The 20,046-nt window shown below is 40.3% G+C and carries 19 protein-coding genes; 2 read left to right on the top strand and 17 right to left on the bottom strand.

Annotated elements, in window-relative coordinates; all coding sequences use genetic code 11:
• Nucleotides 1-11: 11 nt before the first annotated feature.
• The 11 genes from MUK70_RS25555 to MUK70_RS25505 all read right to left on the bottom strand — a co-directional run bounded on the left by MUK70_RS25555 (nt 12) and on the right by MUK70_RS25505 (nt 12,040).
• Nucleotides 12-992: a hypothetical protein gene (locus tag MUK70_RS25555; RefSeq protein ID WP_234657338.1), complete on the bottom strand. Its 981-nt coding sequence runs from the start codon at nt 990-992 to the stop codon at nt 12-14.
• 47 nt (nt 993-1,039) lie between these two features.
• Nucleotides 1,040-2,413 (bottom strand): radical SAM/SPASM domain-containing protein, encoded by a 1,374-nt coding sequence (locus MUK70_RS25550; protein WP_234657339.1) that lies wholly within the window; start codon nt 2,411-2,413, stop codon nt 1,040-1,042.
• Nucleotides 2,414-2,546: 133 nt separating this feature from the next.
• Nucleotides 2,547-2,711: a hypothetical protein gene (locus MUK70_RS25545; protein WP_234657340.1), complete on the bottom strand. Its 165-nt coding sequence runs from the start codon at nt 2,709-2,711 to the stop codon at nt 2,547-2,549.
• 84 nt (nt 2,712-2,795) lie between these two features.
• Complete coding sequence (locus tag MUK70_RS25540) at nt 2,796-2,948, bottom strand: hypothetical protein (protein ID WP_244784537.1); 153 nt, start codon at nt 2,946-2,948, stop codon at nt 2,796-2,798.
• A gap of 408 nt (nt 2,949-3,356) precedes the next feature.
• Nucleotides 3,357-4,745, bottom strand: coding sequence for a glycoside hydrolase family protein (locus MUK70_RS25535; RefSeq protein ID WP_234657341.1), 1,389 nt, complete (start codon nt 4,743-4,745; stop codon nt 3,357-3,359).
• 3 nt (nt 4,746-4,748) lie between these two features.
• Nucleotides 4,749-5,642 carry a DUF6734 family protein gene (locus tag MUK70_RS25530; RefSeq protein ID WP_234657342.1) on the bottom strand — a complete coding sequence of 298 codons (894 nt, stop codon included), beginning with the start codon at nt 5,640-5,642 and terminating at the stop codon, nt 4,749-4,751.
• Nucleotides 5,643-5,776: 134 nt separating this feature from the next.
• Nucleotides 5,777-6,148 carry a hypothetical protein gene (locus MUK70_RS25525; protein ID WP_234657344.1) on the bottom strand — a complete coding sequence of 124 codons (372 nt, stop codon included), beginning with the start codon at nt 6,146-6,148 and terminating at the stop codon, nt 5,777-5,779.
• A gap of 340 nt (nt 6,149-6,488) precedes the next feature.
• Nucleotides 6,489-6,656: a hypothetical protein gene (locus tag MUK70_RS25520; RefSeq protein WP_234657345.1), complete on the bottom strand. Its 168-nt coding sequence runs from the start codon at nt 6,654-6,656 to the stop codon at nt 6,489-6,491.
• A 271-nt stretch (nt 6,657-6,927) separates the two neighbouring features.
• The gene (locus MUK70_RS25515; protein ID WP_234657346.1) at nt 6,928-10,005 is read right to left on the bottom strand and encodes a lantibiotic dehydratase; all 3,078 of its coding nucleotides are present in this window, start codon (nt 10,003-10,005) and stop codon (nt 6,928-6,930) included.
• A 275-nt stretch (nt 10,006-10,280) separates the two neighbouring features.
• The gene (locus MUK70_RS25510; protein WP_234657348.1) at nt 10,281-11,045 is read right to left on the bottom strand and encodes a LytR/AlgR family response regulator transcription factor; all 765 of its coding nucleotides are present in this window, start codon (nt 11,043-11,045) and stop codon (nt 10,281-10,283) included.
• Nucleotides 11,042-12,040: a sensor histidine kinase gene (locus tag MUK70_RS25505; RefSeq protein ID WP_234657350.1), complete on the bottom strand. Its 999-nt coding sequence runs from the start codon at nt 12,038-12,040 to the stop codon at nt 11,042-11,044. Before MUK70_RS25505 ends, MUK70_RS25510 begins: the two co-directional genes overlap by 4 nt.
• 577 nt (nt 12,041-12,617) lie before the next feature.
• On the opposite strand from MUK70_RS25505, the gene MUK70_RS25500 reads away from it, so the two are divergent.
• Nucleotides 12,618-15,692 (top strand): SusC/RagA family TonB-linked outer membrane protein, encoded by a 3,075-nt coding sequence (locus MUK70_RS25500; RefSeq protein ID WP_234657351.1) that lies wholly within the window; start codon nt 12,618-12,620, stop codon nt 15,690-15,692.
• Nucleotides 15,693-15,710: 18 nt separating this feature from the next.
• Nucleotides 15,711-17,057: a RagB/SusD family nutrient uptake outer membrane protein gene (locus MUK70_RS25495; RefSeq protein WP_234657353.1), complete on the top strand. Its 1,347-nt coding sequence runs from the start codon at nt 15,711-15,713 to the stop codon at nt 17,055-17,057.
• A 226-nt stretch (nt 17,058-17,283) separates the two neighbouring features.
• Here MUK70_RS25495 and MUK70_RS25490 read toward each other — a convergent pair whose 3' ends face one another.
• The 6 genes from MUK70_RS25490 to MUK70_RS31245 all read right to left on the bottom strand — a co-directional run bounded on the left by MUK70_RS25490 (nt 17,284) and on the right by MUK70_RS31245 (nt 20,018).
• Nucleotides 17,284-17,469, bottom strand: coding sequence for an integrase core domain-containing protein (locus tag MUK70_RS25490; RefSeq protein WP_234657355.1), 186 nt, complete (start codon nt 17,467-17,469; stop codon nt 17,284-17,286).
• A 259-nt stretch (nt 17,470-17,728) separates the two neighbouring features.
• On the bottom strand, nt 17,729-18,313 hold the full coding sequence (locus tag MUK70_RS25485) for a hypothetical protein (protein WP_234657357.1): 585 nt from the start codon (nt 18,311-18,313) through the stop codon (nt 17,729-17,731).
• Nucleotides 18,310-18,807: a hypothetical protein gene (locus tag MUK70_RS31255; protein WP_374759732.1), complete on the bottom strand. Its 498-nt coding sequence runs from the start codon at nt 18,805-18,807 to the stop codon at nt 18,310-18,312. The genes MUK70_RS25485 and MUK70_RS31255 overlap by 4 nt, the downstream gene beginning before the upstream one ends.
• A gap of 20 nt (nt 18,808-18,827) precedes the next feature.
• Nucleotides 18,828-19,190: a relaxase/mobilization nuclease domain-containing protein gene (locus MUK70_RS31250; protein ID WP_374759733.1), complete on the bottom strand. Its 363-nt coding sequence runs from the start codon at nt 19,188-19,190 to the stop codon at nt 18,828-18,830.
• A 43-nt stretch (nt 19,191-19,233) separates the two neighbouring features.
• Nucleotides 19,234-19,611 carry a plasmid mobilization protein gene (locus MUK70_RS25475; protein WP_234657359.1) on the bottom strand — a complete coding sequence of 126 codons (378 nt, stop codon included), beginning with the start codon at nt 19,609-19,611 and terminating at the stop codon, nt 19,234-19,236.
• A 122-nt stretch (nt 19,612-19,733) separates the two neighbouring features.
• Entirely contained in the window at nt 19,734-20,018 is a 285-nt protein-coding gene (locus tag MUK70_RS31245; protein WP_374759734.1) for a toprim domain-containing protein, read from the bottom strand.
• Nucleotides 20,019-20,046: the final 28 nt, after the last annotated feature.

The following is a 20,046-nucleotide window of genomic DNA, read 5'->3' as shown; positions in this document are numbered from 1 at the left end:
TGGTCAAAACTTTATGGTTGCATATAAGTAAAACATGCCAGCTTGTATCGCCTGGAAACTTTTAGTTTCTGACCAAAAGCGGAAAGATCCTTATAAACTGCGGGATCATAGTTCGAGGTTTTACGTAATGTGTCTGTCATGTTGACAATAAGTACCAGTTTCAGGATATCGAATTGAGCCGGTGCAGTCAACGCAAAATCAATTGCGGACTCCACGAATGCTTCATCGGAATGCTCCAATAGGTATAAATTTTTGAGTTTAATCCATTGGTTCAGGGGTTCGCAATCCGTTAACCCAGGTAATGGTTCAGACCAGTTTCCAAAAGCAGACTTGTACAGCTCCTGTTGTCGCAGAGTTGGCGGTAATAATTCACCCGCAGTTTCCAGTGCCAGTTGTAGTATCATTCCGCATCTAAGTGACATGGGGCATTGTCTCAACGAGTCAACGTGCCAATTAGAATCAACGGTAGGAATCATTTCTTGAGTCATGTATAACAATGCTTCAGAGATCATCTGTCCCCCGTGTTCTAACTCGTTCCGTTTAAAATACATTCTGGCTAGGTTATGCAGCTGTTGTATTCGATGGCACTCCACCATATAAAAGCCCTCCTTTACCAGGTCAGCACTTTTTGAGGTGGAGTCCCTGAGGTATTGTTCCGCAAGCTTATACTCCTTTTTCTTGTAATGAAAATACGCTTTTACAGGTAATCCGTGCAAATCAAGCAACTGATAAACAAGCGAGGTCTGAGAAAAATTTTCTTGCTCCTGGTGCGCTTTATTCATGTACCATTCTGCTTTATCCAGATCATTGTTCCGCGCAAGCGTAAGTGCCTCTCCATAATCGGCTCCAACAGCCGATAATAACTCTTTTTCATGCTGGTCTATCTTTTTTTCAACATGATTATTAAGTAGCTCTCCAAAATCTCCTCCCTGAAAAATCTCCGGCGAAACTGCCTCCTTTGCTTGCATTTTACCGTTTCGTTTCTCGGTCATAACCTAAAGTGCGCTAAGCTTTGTTACTCATTTGTATTTACTCACTTTCAGAAATCGGCCAGAGCCTCAACTCCTCCTTGACGCAATGCATAGGAGAGCACGAGTTTGTCCTTTACGTTAAATTTGCTAGTAGGGCATGCAATGAGCCCTTCTCTCCATGATTTAGGACACCCCCCACCACAAACTGGTAACATTTTACAGGTAGAGCAAGGATACTCACCGTTGGCAACTTCGTCATTGAAACTGAGCAACGGACGATATTTGGAAATAGTCGATAAGCCGTTGTTTACATTTCCCAAGACATAGTCGGTATCCGCGTAGGTGTCCACATAGGGTGTTTCCGTACAGTCGAATACATTCCCAAAGGCATCGAAGACTTCCGAGTCAGGTGTCACGGATATACAGACGACTGGGTGCAATCCTGGGAGTAATCCTGGTCTGAATCCGTGCTGATATTGGGTAAGTATCCAGTCAATTTCTTTCTTGGCAAAATCTTCTTTTTCGTGCGAAAGCAAATGGGCTTCATTGCCCCAGGAATGGATGCGTGCTACATAGAAATATTCAATCTTATCTTGCAGATTATACGATGCAAGCAGTTTGATTAAAGGTACAACACCTGCCTCATTTCGCCCGTCAACGTTGCAACGGATCGAAATACTGCAGCCTAATTCTTTAAAGTCTGGACGATTGAAAATGACCAAAAGATTTTTCAGGATCAAATCAAAAGTGCTCAGCCCCGCTTTAGTGTGCCGCCGGGCATCATGGTATTCCGCCGTGCCATCCAGCGTCACTTCTATTTTAGTGACATTGTGTTTTTTAACGAGTTCAAGAAAAATATGTTCTTTTAGACTTAAACCATTTGTTACCACTAGAGACGAATAGGTGCAGGCATGTCTGGCTGCCATTTCTTTTAATTTTGGTGTCAATTCACGAATCTGAGAAAGACCAACCAACGGTTCGGAGCCAAACCAGGAAATAGATACATGTCTGTATTCTTTATTAACAAACTTACCTTCAATCCGTTCTAAAATACGGTCACCGGCACTCTTGTCAAGATAATTTTTTGTGTGGCTTTGCCCGCAATAGCCGCATCCCAGCTGACACATGGCAGTAGGTTGTATCACGTGGTTTAGTGTATGACTATCATGTATCTGGGACTGGTTTCGCCCGATCACCGTTTGCAATTCATTATCAGAAATCGGGACGACCGATTCCATATCCAGCAATTTCGAAAAGGTTTCTGAGGGAACCTCGTCCCATGCACCTCTCAGTAACTTATCGTACAAATTGTTATTTATCACCATCACCCGGGCAGTCCTGGTTGCCAGCATCATCCGTTTGTTGATTGTCCCCTGATCATTTTCCAGCGTATCGGTTACAACAGTATAATGGGATAATTTATAATTTTTGCCTGATTCCATATGGCCTGCGTTATTAGGTTAAACTTTTGCGCTGGATCTTTCCTACATTTTCTCCTAAATTGTGCTCAAAACCTGATGCATTTGGCTAGGGAAGGAAATTACATCCCACCCTAGCTAAACACCTCTCATAAAGTTACGGCGTACAACCACTATTATTAGTAGGACAACCACTATTAGGGCTCGGACAGACACCGTTATGACCACCTTCTAGCTCTTCTAACTCTTCTAGAGTTAATTCTTCCGAATTTTCGTTTGTTACATCTTTTAACTTACTCAGAATTTTTTTTAAATCTGCCATTTGAATTGTGTTTAAAGTGAACTAATTGATTAAAGGTAAAATCGAGATATATACTGTTAACAATTTTTTAGAATCACAAAAGTACTACACACACCCGCTGTTCGGATAGCAGCCACTATTGGGAGGTGAACATCCAAAGTTAAATCCACCGCCTTCTGGTTCTTCTGGACTTAACTCTTCAGAATTTTCGATTGCTCCATCTCTTAGTTTTCGTAAAATTATTTTTAAATCTGCCATTTGCATTCTATTTAAAGAAAAATAATTAAGATAAAATATTGAATCTCACTCCCCGCGTAAGTATCATACGAAAGCTATTTGAACATGACAGCCACTATTAATTGGTGGGCAACCAAAGTTAATAGGGACTCCTTCCAATTCTTTCAGTTCTTCAGAGACTATTTATTCAAGGTTTTTGTCTTTGATACGTTCTAGTATTTTTTAAATTTACCATGGCCATTTTATCATGTTAATTTAAATAAAACAACTATCTGTTATTGAACATCTTAAAATTATTAATCTTCACATTTTTTAAAAATAAAAATAGACGTAACAAAATGAAATGATACATTTATTCGACGAAACTACTTCATTATTCGACGTATTATTATATTGTCAAGGCAATATAATAGTTAAAAAATGAAATATTTAACCTGGGATAAAAATACCTTGTTTGATGAGTAGCAATATCCTATTCCTAAAATTGTAGTGGTCAAAGTATAAACTTCTATTGTTAAAAACACTTTGTTTAAATTCATTTATGCTGCATTCTTTATTCAAAAGATATATTAGTAGTTGAGAAACAAATCTATCTAGCACATCCATATTAATAAATATATATTTATCAAATCGCCTAACCGAAAAACAACCAATTGTATTCATTTTCTTGTACTTCATTGCATATAGCCAATTGCTTTTCAAAACTATATAATGAATATCGATTTGATTAACGGCTAGCTTTATATCAAAAAAATTATGGTTATCCATTTCACTAAATTGGATGGCATAGGCATAAAATCTCGGATCAGGTTCATGCGCGTGACTAAAAATATTCGATCGATCTATGAGCCAAGCTCTTAGCCGCATTCTCCGTTGTAAGAGCCTGAATAAATTTGCATCCATGTCGAGCCTTACAGTTTTTAATGCACCGAATATTTCGTATTGATTTAACCTATGACAGGATGAAGTAATTTCTGCAATAATTCCTCCGAGATCAAATGGAGGAAGCGATGAGAAAACGTCCTTGAAATTGGCTTCAATAATGTCGTGAAACCCTTGCACTTTTTTGTTTAAACCAATGTCTATCTTTTTTTCACTGTTCTCATTATAAAGCTGATGCGTCAATCTTTCTAAAATATCCTTCCACCGCATGTTTGAAGTGCTTTTGCTAGATATTTTCTTAGACTTAAAGGGCACAACAATACTATCAATAAGAATGCGGACAAACTCATGATCGAATAATCCATTAATATGCGACAGGGATAAACGAATTCCTTCCGATTCCTGCCATATGCATGATTCTGGTTCTTTTAAATCAGATTTCAACCACGTTACGCCTTTCTTGTAAAATCGAGCGTCTTTTATTAACAATTCTAGCAATAATAAAAAAATAGAATTAATTCTTCTGTCAAATTTTAAAACTAATATATAGGATAGAGCAAGCAATATCCCAGCCCTTCCTTCCTCCAAATCATTGTACAAGACATCTGATAGAATGATGTATTTATCATTCTCAATTTTATCAAATAATGTTTGAATTTTAGATTTTTTTTCTTGATCCTGAATTGACTTTAAATAAAGGGCAACTGCAAGTATCATTCCAGATTTCCCATTAATCAATGTATAGTTTGTGCTGTCAGAATTCAGAAATTTTTCAAAAATTTCTTCTCCTAACTGAATCTGATATTTGGACAACACATTGGAATTATCAATAGGTAAACCTAATATAAAATGTGGAATGTAATCTCCGAATTCTACATTAGTTTGAACCTTTACCTCTTTAATACTTTGGCATTCATCTACAAATAGTAAACCCATGAATCAGACTAAATTATATCTTAATAATTTATTAATTAGATAGTAATGATCAGGAAAGTTTATTTTTAAAATTTCTGGAATAGATACGCAACTGCTTGATGCACATTTCCCATTTGCCATTACATGAACACTCGATACAAATGGGAAAAATTTCATGTCGGTATATTTGGATTCAATCATTATAGATGATTCATTTTCCAGACATGTAACTGGAATTTTATTATCTCGCGCAAGGCAAGTGAATAGGAATTGTTCGAGCACCACATTGAAAAAGTGGCAATTTATTTGCCTGAAAATGTGAGTGTTATTTTTGATTATTTCAAAGCTTAAATCCCAAAGTTCCTCAAAAATTTCGGTGCGATCGCCTCCCATAATACCGGCATTATAAGCCATTCTTGGTTCGTTATTGCAGAAGTTTCTTACCCTGCTATTCAACACCAAGGTTGTGTTAAGAAAGTTGGTGATATTAGGAATGTAAATATTTTGTTGTTTAGGCTGACTGAATTCGGATGTGTAAGCCACTAATGATGCGTTTGTTAGATCATCCGATAGTGGTTGCGGCAAGAAAAAATCTTGATCAAAGTGCACGAAATGCTCCCGCATGCGAGCGTAAGCGTATAGTTTCCCTGCTGCCCACAACGTTTCGTTCAAATCGTTAAGCTCGTCGAGTTCGACGATGACTTTCCCAAATGGCATATTAAGCTTATTTATGAATAAATCCTCTCCAAATCGATCCGTAACGAAAACGGTTTGTCCAGGATAATGCCGTTCCAGTAACAAAGCACTCAAAACAGAACCATATAAAAATAGCCTTTTGTTAAACCAGCCACCAGAATTAATTAGGCGACCGCTTCCATGCGTCATTGGCTTACTCCAGAAACTTTGAACTATTTTCATATATCTTTGGCACTAATGTTCATCCAAATATTCGAGAATCTCATTGATGTTGATTGGTTCAATAACGGCTTTCTTTCGTGTTTCTAGCGATAGATCATTTATAACGGTGTTCTGTATACGCGATATGATTTTGATCAGATCACGGCAGTAGACAGACGGATTATTGAATCCCCCTCTTTGCTGTAGCGGTGAGCCAGAAATCCACCACCACAAATTTCATTTATTGGGCACTCGCCAAAAACGTCCGGAAGTTTGTGGCGAGTGTTGTAATACAAGTCAATCAGTGGTGCTTCGACCACCGCCGATAATGCATGAGTGTTGATGTGCATACCTTCTTTCGTAAATGCATCAGCGCACAATTTAAGTCCCTCTACCGTTTCAATGACCAGGTATTTACTCGTGAGATTTCCAAGCATGTCAAAACCGACATTGGAACCCAGAATGGTGATAATAAGCTGGCTCAGAAAACGGATATTTGGTTTCTTATAATCAGATTCGTAATACAATATATCAAACAGTTTGATCCAACAGCCTACGCTGTAATGATAAAAAATCGATTCTGCCAGCTCTATGTTCTCAGCACAGAACCGTACAGGAATAATCTCTTATTATACTAGACGCTTGAATTGATAAGTTTTCTAGCACCCTGCGTCATTGGTTTACTCCAAAAAACTTTGTACAATTTTCATAGCTGGTGGCATATCAATGAGTCGATACGTCATCTTCATTAATGGACATAATAGTTCAGTAATAATATCGCCAAATATGACTTAGCTCTATTTGATATACATAATCCTTTTCACCTCTTGGTGACACACATAAAATCTGCAGGTTCATCTCGCTTCATTACGGCTTGTTGGAATCTCCGGATGTTGGGGGAGATATCTTTTCCAACCAGCCTCCACTAATATTATCACCAATGATTTTATTGCTATCTTTCGCTATTTCGTCCAGCGACTTTTTTGCTGTCTTTTTGTCTTCGGGGTCTATTGAGAATCGCTTTTTCTTTTTCATGACACAATCATCTATTTGTTAAAATAATATCCATTAAGATTCGAAACATGTTGAATAAAGAAATTCAAGATTTGTGGTCACTTTGTATTGGTTTGAGGGGTGAGTTCCATGGCTCTGAAGCTATTATCAATTTCTTTAATAATGCTGTTTCTCCTCAATTGGCTAGTTCCTGCAAACACGACTTCATTAATCGACTGTTAAATGTTGTAAATTTCTTTTTACACTCATAATTAATTCGATAACCTTGCTCCTTCTTTCGACCAACATGGCATTATGACCTACTTCTTGTTTTTTCTTCACGGGCATTTCTGCCATCATAAAATTTACTTAAACTGTGATAAATCAAAAGCTCTTGGCCCCGAGATTCGTCTATCAGAAATCTGTTGCAGAACATGTGCAGAAAAGCTCTTATCTGAGTAGTCGAAAATTCATCCCCTGTGCTTATTAACAATTGTTTTATCTCAACGGCATAATGAAGGAATAGTTTAACAATTCCATCCCCCGAAGAGTTTTCGTATTGCTCTATCAAACCAGTTATATCTAGGCGCGAAGATCTGAATTTATGATTTAACTGAACTCGGAGCTTAGCTGTGTGCTGATATTCTCCAAGAAAACTTTCGAACGATGTCGTTATCAATGCAAGTTTCTGCTTCAGGTCCAGGCCGAAGGCTTCAAGAGTCGCATGAACACCGAGACACGCATAAAGCCATCTAATTTCATCAAGTTTACGCTCGGATATTTCACTCAAAACATTGATAACAAGACTACTATCAACAAAAAATATTTTTTCGGCTGTCTCTATTGTATCCGACCCATATCGCTCCAACTCCCGGTCATAGGTATCAATTACAAATCGCTCGATCATGTCATGGTTCCTCATTTGTGATAATCCAAGCTTCAGTGTATCGAGGACAGCTCCGGCAAATTGCGGATATGCGGGTTTGTAAAAACGTAACCGAAGATGATGAAAGGGATCCCGAAAACGGACAAAAAACCACCTGTCTATGGTTCCTTCCTCCACTAATTCGTTCGCTAACTGCCCAATAATATCTATCAGTATTTTATCCAGAATTGTCGGTCCTGAGTAAATTTTCACGTATAACCAATCGTCACCTGGTACGAATTTTCTGATAACGTTTTCTGCTACATAACCGGGTTCAAGCGATTTCATATGAAAATCAATGGTCTTAAATGGAATTATCAGCTCATTGGCGTACTTATTCTCATTTTGGTCACCTACAACACACTGTTCAGGCATGGAAAGGAACTCCTTAAGTTCCGTTTTTCCCTTTTTCTTTAACTCGTCTGCGAGAATGGATCTTGCAAGAGGCAAATGCAAGTCCAGCAACATCTCGTTATCTCTGTCGACCAGTTGCACATATCTGGGGACATTATATAAACTGATAAACTCATCCACTCTCCCGGCCCAGATCGCGTTTATGTTCCATGTTTTTCTACTCATTATTAAACTATTGAACACAACTCGCGGTAAAACCGGGCGATCTTCCAGAAACGACCAATTCCAGGAAAAATTAATGTCAGTGGAATCAGTTTGAATGTCGCAAAGAAATCGATAAACCGGTAGCTCCGAGTCATAATTGTGGGCGTTCGACAATCTGGGAATGACTTGCTTCCCCAGTTTCTTTGAACGTAAAATTATTTGCTTTCCTTCCTTTACCGACACCGTGAGATCATTAATAGGCAATTGATAACGCTCGGGCGCGGAGGAACGCGTTATAAAAGGAATTTCGTAAGGATAAAATGGAGGATGAGAAAGAACATTTCCGGTTCTTGATTCTGGGGAAAAAATTATCTCCGCTAAAACAGCATCCTGATAACTATTTTGCTCATGATCTGCTATTTCCAACAGCCGTTCTTTCAACTCCTCATTCGAAGAAGAAAAGCGGGATAAAAGCGTAATCCCCGAATTTCCGCCTACATAATTCAGATTAAACTTGATATCTTTTTCCTTACCATCTTGGAAAAGATTGCCTATTGCATAAAAGCTGGGAGGAGGATCCGGCACAAAAGAAAATGATTTAAAATCGCTTCGAGTTAAACTGATATAATCCGATTTTTCCTCCGAGTATCGAAGATATATGCTCAGAAGGAAATGATCCCAATCACTAAATTCTCTATGATTTCCTTCAATCGGAACCAACTCTACCCCATCAAGGACTTGGGTACTGCTAAGGCGGGAAGAATCACCGTAGTCGATACCGAGTTCCCCATCCAAAATAATCGAAAGCGGCATCTCGGCTTCTCCATACTTTTCTGTAAACTGTTTTTTGAATTTTGTAAGCGCTGCTCTAGACCTGTTGCCAAATAACGGAGCTATTTGTGTGAGGTCCTTCTCAATTCTGTTGATAGTTGCCCGACCAATCTGAGCGCTTTTATATTTCTGCTGCAAAGTAAGTTGGACAAGAACGCTTTCGGTGGTCGTTGATAAAAGATTATCCACTAAGTCCTTAACCGTCTTCAAGGATTTAATGGATAGTTGCTTATCGCTATTCAGCGAGATGGCAATCTGTTCCAGATGTGATAAAAAGCAACTGTCCGCCTTCGACTTTCTTAACTTGTCGATAAGCATTATCAAGCCGTTGCCACCAGTAATTTGAGCTTCAAACTCGTTCTGTATAATTTTCAGTTCAATAAGATCGCTTACGCATTCTTCGGATGCGGACACCGAATAGCCTCGGGATACAAGCCCTTGCTTAATCTCACTCAGATAACATCCGTTTCTGGCCATGGCCAGAACTGATTCGAGGGCTTCAAAATTTCGGATAAAAGAGAGAAAATATTCCCTGCGCCCCTGATCTACGACATACTCTACATAGCGAAACCCATTCCCAACTTTATAGATACTATTATTGGCAAAAAATAATATGTTTTCTTTAACGCAATCGTCCAGCAAAGCAAGCTCTGCCAGACGATTGATAATCAGAATGTCTAAGTCCACAAAAATCTGATCGTTTACCTTGTCTACCTCGATAGAGGTTTGCTCACCCCAGCTTGCTAAAGCAACTCCTGAAAATAATCCATATGGTGTGGGGCGGGTACAAATCCTCCCCCAGTATTTATAGAGTGTTTTCAGTAAACTCTCTTCCTCAGAAATGATTTCTCCGTCAATCCATTTCCTGGTTCTTTCGCACAAAGCCGGCGAAGCTATATAAATAGCTTTAAGAAACTCAGGTTCTTTGCGGATAAATTTTTTGAATAGTTCTAAATACACGGAAGTCTCTCTACGACTATTTCCACCAACTTCTAATAGAAGATTAACAGGGAAATTAGGTCTTCGAATGACTGAGAAATCAAAAGGAGCAATTTTAAGTTGATGTCTTACATCCATTGCTAGGCTACAAAGGTCGGAACATTTACAGTGGACTATAAGCGGGCTTAGAATTACCGCGCCATACCAGTCGTAGTGGTACTGTCTGTACCAAAGGTACCATTGAGCTTAGCCACATTTTTCGCTTTAAGTTTCAAGATTCTTTTTCTTTCTGGTCGGATTATTGGCTGGTTACTGAGCATGGGAGAAGTTGTTTAAGATTTACATTCTAAACTAATCCCACCACAAGTAACAACAAAATTAATTAGACAAAACACAGAAATTTTTAGACCAAATTATATTATTCGCCCTTGTAAGTTCTTCAACAGCACTTCTCGAAAAGTACCACCGATAATTACCTTTTGCTTGTTGGATAGTTCCATTTCGTTACCATTTATGGCATTTATTTCCCTCATGTTAACAATATACGATTTGTTGATCCTGATAAACTGGTGTTTTTGAAGAATCCCTTCCATTTTGGATATAGTCATGTGAACAATGACCATGGTGCTGACCAGATGAATTTTCAGATAATCCTTCATTCCTTCAACATATACAATATCTTCAATATTGATTTTAATAAGCTTTTTATCACTTTTTACCATAAAAAAATTCTCCGTCAAATATTCATTCTCCGTCAAGGACTTCTGGGTTAAACTGCTGTCAACCTCGCCACCCCAAGCATTGTTTTTTAATTCAATTTGCTCAGATACCTTATTGACAGCCCGCACAAAACGGTCAAATGAGATTGGTTTCAATAGATAATCGACGACTCCAAAATCGTAACTTTCCGCCGCATAATTGGTGTAAGCGGTGGTAAAGATGATGTACGGCCGCAAGCCAGCTAGCATCTTTACCATCTCCATACCAGATACCTCGGGCATATTAATATCAAGAAAAATAATGTCGGGGTTTGTGTTATGAATGACTTCAAGTGCATTTAAAGAATTCTGACACACTCCTACCAGCTGCAGATATGCAAGCCGATCTACATATCTCCGCATGAGATCCTGAGCGAATGGTTCGTCATCTACAATCAGGCATGTAATATTTTTCTTCATTTTAAACTAAGACTCAGGTAAATCTTATACACGGATTCAGAATCTTCAACTTTCAATTCATATTGATTTGGGTAATAAATATCCAATCTTTTCTTAATATTTACTAATCCAATCCCTCCTTTTTGAGCATTGGGTCTTGTCCGTTGAGGCTTGCTATTACTAACCTCCAAATTCACCCGTGATTCGTCGGCCGTAATCCTAATATTTACCCAACCCTCTTCAATGGTGTCAAGCCCGTGCTTAAATGCGTTTTCGACGAATGGAACAAGCAGGAAGGGAGGAACGCGGTAAAAATCAAAGCTTCCATGAGATTCGAAGCTGATTCTGGAAGCATTTGAATGTCTTATTTTTTCCAAAGCAATATAGTCCTCTAAAAACAACACTTCCTTAGAGAGATGTACCGTTTCAGAGTTGGACTCGTAGAGCAAGTAGCGCATGAGGTCTGCTAACTTTAGAATCGTGTCACCCGCTTCCTGATTTGTCTCCTCCACCATCGAGTAAATATTATTAAGGCTATTAAACAAAAAGTGTGGGTTAAGCTGAGATCTTAAAAAATCAAGTTCCAGAGCAAGGTTGTCCTTTTGCAGTTGCAGATTTCTGTTAAAGTAAAAAAAAGTGTTGCTGATCCCGATTATGGCCAAGGGAGCTACTATATAGTTGCCGGTTAGCGCCCAAATGTACAAATCAACAATACGGTCAAAAGGAGCCTTGAACAGGTTGATTGACTGCATTCGCTCATTGGCCAATAACACAAATTTGGACGGGTTCGGAGTTTCCGCTAAAAACTTAATAGAAAAATAGATAAAGTAAGCATTGAAAAAATATACTACTACCGCGACTACTATAAATAGGTAAAACCGTGAAGAAAGACACTTTTTCAGAGCATAAGTGAGCGAGAACAGAGAAACTATGATGATTACAAAAATGCTGTTGGTAAAAACACTGTTCCACATGCTGTCGCCTGTTGAAGCAATAGTCACGTTGAAGTCAGACATGATGTAAAACCAGTATAAACAACAAAATATTAAATACTTGGAAATTCGAACATACTTATTCTTCAACCACAAATCCTCAAAAGACAAGGCCATACATTTGAAATTTTCACGCATAGAAAAGATAAAGCTTATTTGAAGTGCATCAAAACACCATTTTAATATGCCAACAACTAACTTAAATCTGCACACTTGGAAGCTCCCCGACTAAAAAGCGGCTCGTAACTTACCTAATTGTCCTGAGGTCCTTCAAGCCGCCTTGGGCCCATGCTGTAAAATGCAAATTTGTGAGTTTGACGATCCACAGCTAAGTGAGTGTGTTTCGTCTCATAGCAGATTAAAATTAGAATTTTTTTTTAATTCACCATCACTCTGTTGGGGGACGCGTAGGAACAATCATGAAACAATCTCACCGTTATAGAATGATCTCATTTGCAATACAGTCGTTTATCGACGCAGGTTGAACATCCAGAGGCAACTTACATTTTAAAACACACTACTATTGTATTTTCCAACAATCCCAAATAAGTACGAATTGTTTTCTTATTATTACGAATCGCACCTCACCTTTTTAGCTATCATGAAAGCAATTATGCTGATATTATGCGTATTTCTCGGGAGAGGACTTCTGAATGCGCAGGATATGCAGGTGTCTGGGAGGGTGACAGACAAGAATGGAGCCATTTTACCTGCGGTGTCTATTCAGATTAAAGGAACCAATAAGGGAATTCTCAGTGATGAAACCGGTTCATTTAAGATTACCTTTCCGATGGGCTCCAATGTCCTAGTATTTTCGTTAGTCGGTTTTGTAAGAAAAGAGATTAAGATAGAAAATGAATCAATAATCAATGTTGTATTAAACTCCGATGACCAATCACTTGCCGAAGTACTTATAGTCGGCTACGGCACCGAAATTAAAAGAGATCTTACCGGTAATATTGCAAGTATTAAAGGATCGGAAGTGGCCAACACGCCGGTTGCCAATTTCACTCAGGCCTTGCAGGGTCGCGCCGCCGGTGTATTTATTGAATCCAATAGTGGAAAGCTAGGTGAGGGAATAAAAGTACGCATCCGGGGAACAGGTTCGATAAGCGCTTCTAACGAACCTCTCTATGTTATAGATGGCATACCGATAAATGCTGCTTCGCAGTCGGGCATTCCGCTTCCCGGAAGTTCTGCCACATCATCTTCCGTCAACCCGCTCGCTGATATCAATACAAACGATATCGAATCATTTGAAATATTAAAAGACGCTTCTGCCGCCGCAATTTATGGTTCACGTGCAGCAAATGGGGTTGTGTTGATCACTACCAAAAAAGGAAAGTCAGGCAAGACAAGTCTCATAGCCAACTTCCAATATGGCATCAACAGATCTACTGGTCGCCGCAAATTTCTGGACGCAAAACAATACATAAGCCTGCTTAGGGAAGCAGCAACTAATTCAGATATCCGAAATGGACTTGACCCGACAAAGCCAGGCCAATATAAAGGTTCATGGCTGGAGTTTGCCGAAGGACGATTGGACCGCTATTCAGGAGGGACTGATTGGCGCACTTACCAAACGGACACCGATTGGCAAAAGCTTGCATTTAACAACCAGTCCAGGACCAGGATTGTCGATATTGGCGCATTAGGTGGTAATGAAAAAACGAGGTTCTATATAAACGGGAGTTATAATGATCAGGACGGAATTTTGGTCGGAAACGATTTTCAAAAATTATCAGCTCGATTAAATCTTGAACATGACTATAATTCAAAGTTAAAATTTGGCCTTAATATCGGCCTTTCCAGAACAGTTGTCAACCGGATTGCGCAGGACAATCAGTTCTCAACTCCTATGCAGGTTGTAGCCCTCGCTCCAATTACGCCTCCATACGATAAAAATGGCGCGGTCAATGACCGGCCTGTCACCACATATTACAACCCCTTAATTGAGCTTGACAATTCCCGCGATATATCAACAGCTTACAGAAACATTGGTAACGCATATTTAAGTTATAATCTTACAAAAGGTCTTGCTTTCAGGACAGAGCTGGGGTTTGATCTTGGTAATCAGGACGAGGATGTTTTTTACGGTGTAAAAACAGAGGCGGGCCAGTCTGTAAATGGACAGGGCACATCATTTTGGAATCGCAATCTTACCTATAACACCAACAATTACTTCAATTACAGCACTTCTATCAATGCACGTCACACCCTGGATTTTACGGTTGGTATGTCATTCCAAGAATATAAAAATGACCGTAATTACGTAACAGGCCATGATTTTCCCGTGGATGCTTTAAAAAAAATAGAAAGCGCCGGGAAAATTGTTGCCGGTTCTTCCTCGTCATTGGGATCTTCCTTTCTCTCGTATTTCGCTCGCTCTAATTATAAATTGAGAAATCGTTATCTTTTTACCGTGAGCGGAAGAATCGATGGTTCTTCCAGATTCGGAAAGAACGCAAAGTATGGTTTTTTCCCTGCTGTTTCAACGGGCTGGATTATATCGGAGGAACCGTTTTTGTCTCAATCGCGAGTGCTTAGTTTTCTCAAATTAAGAGGTAGTTGGGGCATTACCGGTAATGCGGACGGTTTCGGTGATTTTAAACAACTCGGCTTATGGGGAGCTGGAAAGTATGCGGGCTCTTCCGGGCTTGTTCCTACCCAGCTAGCTAACCCGGATCTTAAATGGGAAAAATCCAAACAGATTGACTTCGGAATTGATTTCGGAATCTTTAATAACAGGTTCAGCGGTGAAATAGACTATTATTCTAAAAATACCAATAACCTGATATATGACGTTCCCGTGCCGGGCATTTCGGGGTTCGCTACTCAAACTGTCAATATAGGTTCTATGCAAAACAAAGGTATTGAAATCGTATTCAGCTCAACGAATCTTGACACCAGATTGTTCAAATGGAATACAAGTATTAATCTTTCAAAAAATACTAATAAAGTAACAAAACTGGATGGAGAACAGAACCTGGTATCGAGTAACGATGGACGCTTTTTCAATGCGTTAAAGGTAGGCGAGTCCATCGGGATATTTTATGGCCCGAAGTTTGCCGGAGTGGACCGGGTAACTGGTGATGCACTTTATTATGTACAGGATGGAAAAGTTACGAATGATTATAATGCAGCCGGAAACTTTACAGTGGGAAACCCCAACCCAGACTGGATTGGTGGAATTACCAACTCAATAACTTTCACAAATTTCGAACTGAGTATTTTATTTCAAGGCGTCTTCGGAAATCAGGTACAAAACGGGGCAGGTGCGTTTATGAGTTCGAGTTTTGACTGGTTTGACAATCAGACCGTCGACCAGCTTGACAGGTGGCAAAAAGAAGGAGATATAACAAATGTTCCACAATTAAGATTTTCCGGAGGCAATGGCACAGGAGCGTCCAGCCGTTTCATTTTTAATGCTTCATATGTTAGATTGAAAAACATTACCCTGGCATATAGATTTTCTAATTCCTTACTGCAAAAAATTAAATTAAGCACTGCGAAACTTTACATTACCGCTATAAATCTTGCAACTTTTACGAAGTATCCAGGCTGGGATCCGGAGGTAAATGCCGATTACCGTGCGAGCAACCGGAATCAGGGTGGGGATTTCTATTCCGCGCCGCAAATCAAGTCGCTAACATTGGGGATTAATTTAGAATTTTAAAATTCAAATCACTTCAACGTGCAAAAATTAACTCTCTTGCTTGTTGCTTCTGCTTTGCTACTTTACTCGTGTTCACATAAGCTGGACCTGATCCCGCAGCAAAACACAACGTCGGAAATGGCATTAAGTTCCGATGCCAGCGTGAAACGCGTACTTCGTGGCGCCTATGACGCAGCCAGCGACTCCTACGTATTAGGCGGCAATCTGATGCTTTTTTCGGAACTGCTGGCAGCGAATGGAGAAATTAAATGGGAAGGATCGTTTACACAGCCACGTGAAGTTTTTAACAAAAAAATATTGGTGACTAACAGCTATCTCGCCGAGGGATGGCTCAAAAGCTTCCAAACCATCCATATAGCTAACAGTATTTTGTCTGCCCTGGACGTTGTGACGGAGAAAGACCGCGAACGGGTAAAAGGTGAGGCACTGCTTCTGAGAGCCATTATCTATTTCGAATTAGTGCAATTGTATGCTCCACCATACAGTGCTGGGAATGTGACAACAGCCCTAGGGTTACCGCTTGTGCTTTCACCAACTGTTTCGAAAAGTGATGTCAAAAAAATTTCCAGAAATACGCTGGAAGAAACTTATACACAAATCGTCAAAGATATGACGGAGGCCGAAGAAATTTTACCTATAAGCAATGGTGTATTTTTAAACAAAATGGCAGCGTCAGGGTATCTTTCTCGTGTATTTTTGCAAATGGGAAATTATGAGAAAGCTCTGGAATTTGCTGATAAGGGGATTGACCTGGCGACGAAAAATGGATACGATCTGGTAGCGACCTATGCCGATGCTTTTAATAACGCTGTCAATTCGCGAGAGGACCTATTTTCAATTCAGGTGTCCGAGCAGGATGGCAGCAATAACATGCAGCTTTTCTGGTCTGTTCCCGAGTATGGAGCAAGAGATGGCGATGTTTCTATTGAGGCAAAACATCTCATCCTTTACAAACCGGGAGATGCAAGATTGCATTTCTTTTATACCAGCAATGGTGCAGCTCGCAGTGGAAAATGGAAATTGAGGTATAAAAATATTTCCCTTTTCCGGCTAGCAGAATTATATCTCACCCGCGCTGAATGTAACATACGTCTGTTTTCATCCATTGGCGACGATCCTGCCGATGACTTAAATCTGATTAGAAAGCGTTCGGGTCTTATTGCAAATCCCAATCCCTCACTATCTGATATACTCCATGAACGTAAACTTGAACTTGCACATGAAGGCCAAGCAATCCACGATTTGAAAAGACTTAAAGGAAAGACAGATGGCGTCGAATTTGATGCTCCCAATCTCGTCTTACCGATTCCACAAAGGGAGATTGCTGCGTCGGAAGGTGCTCTGAAACAAAACGAAGGTTACTAAGTCAGCAACGTCACTCCATCTTTTACTACTATGCCATTCACCTATCGATGACCGCAAAGTACTTCCAGGGAAAAGAAGAAGCGTATGCTACTAAAATCGGTTGACAGCTAGCCAGTGCGTTGGGAATGAGCGCTGTCTTGACCATTTCCAAAACGCACTTTTTAATACGGGTACCATTTTAGTGGCAGCGGACCGGAGCGGCGATGTGTCTGATTGGGGGTTAAAATTAGCCTATGGACGCATGCGGACGAAAGGTGTTGTAGGCGTGGATGGCTTTCGCGACACTTTTTCTGCTGATGAAAAAGAGAAAAAGCCAGTCAATTTGAAATCCTCCGCCCGGCGGCCCGACACTTAGCTGCTTCCTCCTTTCCAGCTGCAATCTGTTCCATTTTGGAACAGATTGCAGTACCATCTACTCACGCATTTATATATTTTAAATATTGTAAATATGTTTACCATGGCAGGAAGCTATACCGAAAATATTTCAGCTAAGAATTGAGCTGTTTTATAAAAATGTAAGTAATACACCTTTATTCAGCTTCCTTTTCTTGGGTGCAGCGAGTCACGTACAAAGCTTAACTAAGTGTACCCTACCAATTTGCATAAACTTTTATTACCGGATTCACCCTTCTAAATCAAGGAATACGATTATCCTTCAGCAAAAGTCAAAATCAATCCTTTTTGAGTTTGTTAAGCAACTCCCTCGCTTGTTTGGCCTTGTTTTGCCTCTGTTTCAAAAGTTCTTCGGCTTCTCTGACTGTTAGCTCATGCGCCTCACGCCTCTGCATTTCAAGTTTCGCCCGGTTTGGATCTTCATAATAAATACTATCAACTCTGGCCGTTAAAGCTGGACTGAGCTGTCTTGCAATCCCGAACTTGAGATCGCTTTCTTGCAAACGGCTACTTTCAGTGTAACTGCTGATTGCAACCGCAAAGCTTATGCCCGTTGTGATCAGCAGCACTGCTGCCGAGATGATAAAGCCTTTCGATCGGAGATCGAAGTGATGGTGGTGCTGGACTTCCGAAGTTTTTGGCACACTTGCAGCTGCTTGCCTTATTTCCGACAGGTAAGGCTCTAAATGCTGACTTGACGAATTGTATTTCAAATCCCTTTTTAGCTCTATCACCGTATCCGCAAGCGTCTTGTTTTGAGATTCAGTCGCCGTTTGAATAAGGTTCTCAATAGACGCGTTTTTCCTGATTACAAGTGATAGCACTTCTTCAATCGATTCGAGTTGTTCTTCTATCTTTTTCATAAGCTTTGTCCTAAGTATTTTTTACGTTTCTTCTTTTTTGATGGGTTATTGATCTGTTGTTCATATTGTTGGACGGGTTGCAGCAAGTCATCAAGTATTTTGTCGTCCCTAGTTTGTTGGGAAAGGGTAGCGTTCCGGAATCTTTCTTGCGAGTGGTCGGGCAGATATTCTGGCTGCATTCCAAATGGCTGCGACATCGCCAGTTTCTGGTTGTGCCGGAGTAGTGCATCCAGCTTGCCAAAGCTCAAACTACGGTCGATCTTCGACCCTTTGAATTGCAGATTGCCTTTTACGAAGCTGACACCTTGTATCTCACTTGTGCCCGATTTGTATTTGAAAGTTGTCTGAATGCCTTGCCTTTCCAAGGTTGCGGTCAACTCATTCCAGCTGCCAGCGTTCGCACTTGCCAATTTAATTGCATCATGCAATTCATATCTGACCTTGTCTGCACCTTTAAGCTGCTGCCGGCTAACCTGCTGTTTGCCTTTCCCCAAATGGTAACCGTATTTAAGGGTTATCTCTTTGCAGATCTTGTAGTTCCTGTCTTTCTGAAACCGGTCTGTGATCGTCTTGCCAGTATTATAGACGCGGTTGTAGATGAGATGAGATGTGGATGATTTTTATCCCGGTGCTCGACCAGAATAAACTGGGTGCTGGTGATCTTCATCTTTTCCATGTACTCCAGTGCATGCTGCTTCATAATCTCAGGCGATAGTCTAGCGGCATCTTCCTTACTCCAGCTCAGCGAAATATGCCTGACAGCTTTCGTCACGTCAGGATTCAATTTCCTTTGCAGATTGAAATCGTCGATCATGGATCGGACTTCACCCGTTCTCACACCTTCTGCTATCAACAGACTGGCCTGCTGCTTTTCCATAGCATACCTGATTACGCCACCAAAACTGCTTCCAATTGTTACCTTACCGATCATCGCTGCTAACCTTCTTTAAGATCAAATCGATTTGCAAAAGCAGCTCTTGGCAGGATTGCCGAATCAATGTCAAACCTTCCTTATGGGCAAGATGCGTGAGCTGGTTCAAGTTATTAGCCATACCCGTCAGCGTTCTCAGATGTTTGAGGTCATCAGGTCTTAACCTGGCTAAAACTTTCGCCTTCTTAGCCGACTGCCGCAGCCAGGCGCTTGGTTTCATGCCTGCATACCTGGCTTTTTCTTCGATTAAAAAGCGCTCGATTTCACTCAGCCTGACCATGAGCTGGTTCTGCCGTTTTACTTTCTTGGGTGGCCTGCCGCCTTTGGGGTTATGGTGCTTTCGGTCTTTAATTTCTGTCTCTTCCATCTCACATTCCATTTTCTGTTTCAAACCTTTTGCGACCAACGGGAGAAAAAGGCAAGTTTTAGTCACGCGGGTGCGGGACAGGTTTTTGCGAAGCGAAAACACAAACTTGCTCTCTGAAGACTTTACAAATGTAGCCCGCCAGACTTTTTGAAAGTCTGCTGCTTTTTCATCTGTTCTTCAGCCGATTTATTTGCCATTAGTAGCTCATTTAGATCCTTGTGATTTTGATAAATGCCCGAAGCGTCCACGCAGTTTATTCGCGCATCCTGATATTTTTCCATCAGCTTTTTTCCTGCTTCGTCCCGGTCTGGATAAATGAAAGCGGTCCGGTAATCTTTGAGAATATCCAGGCTTCGGTCTGCCAGACTGACGGAATTGAGCACCAGAAAATCGCTGTGGACAGGCATTTGTTTTCGCAGTGTTAAAAGGGAAAGG

Source organism: Dyadobacter chenwenxiniae (assembly GCF_022869785.1).
Classification (GTDB): Bacteria; Bacteroidota; Bacteroidia; order Cytophagales; family Spirosomataceae; genus Dyadobacter; species Dyadobacter chenwenxiniae.
This window is presented reverse-complemented; position numbering and strand designations above follow the sequence as displayed.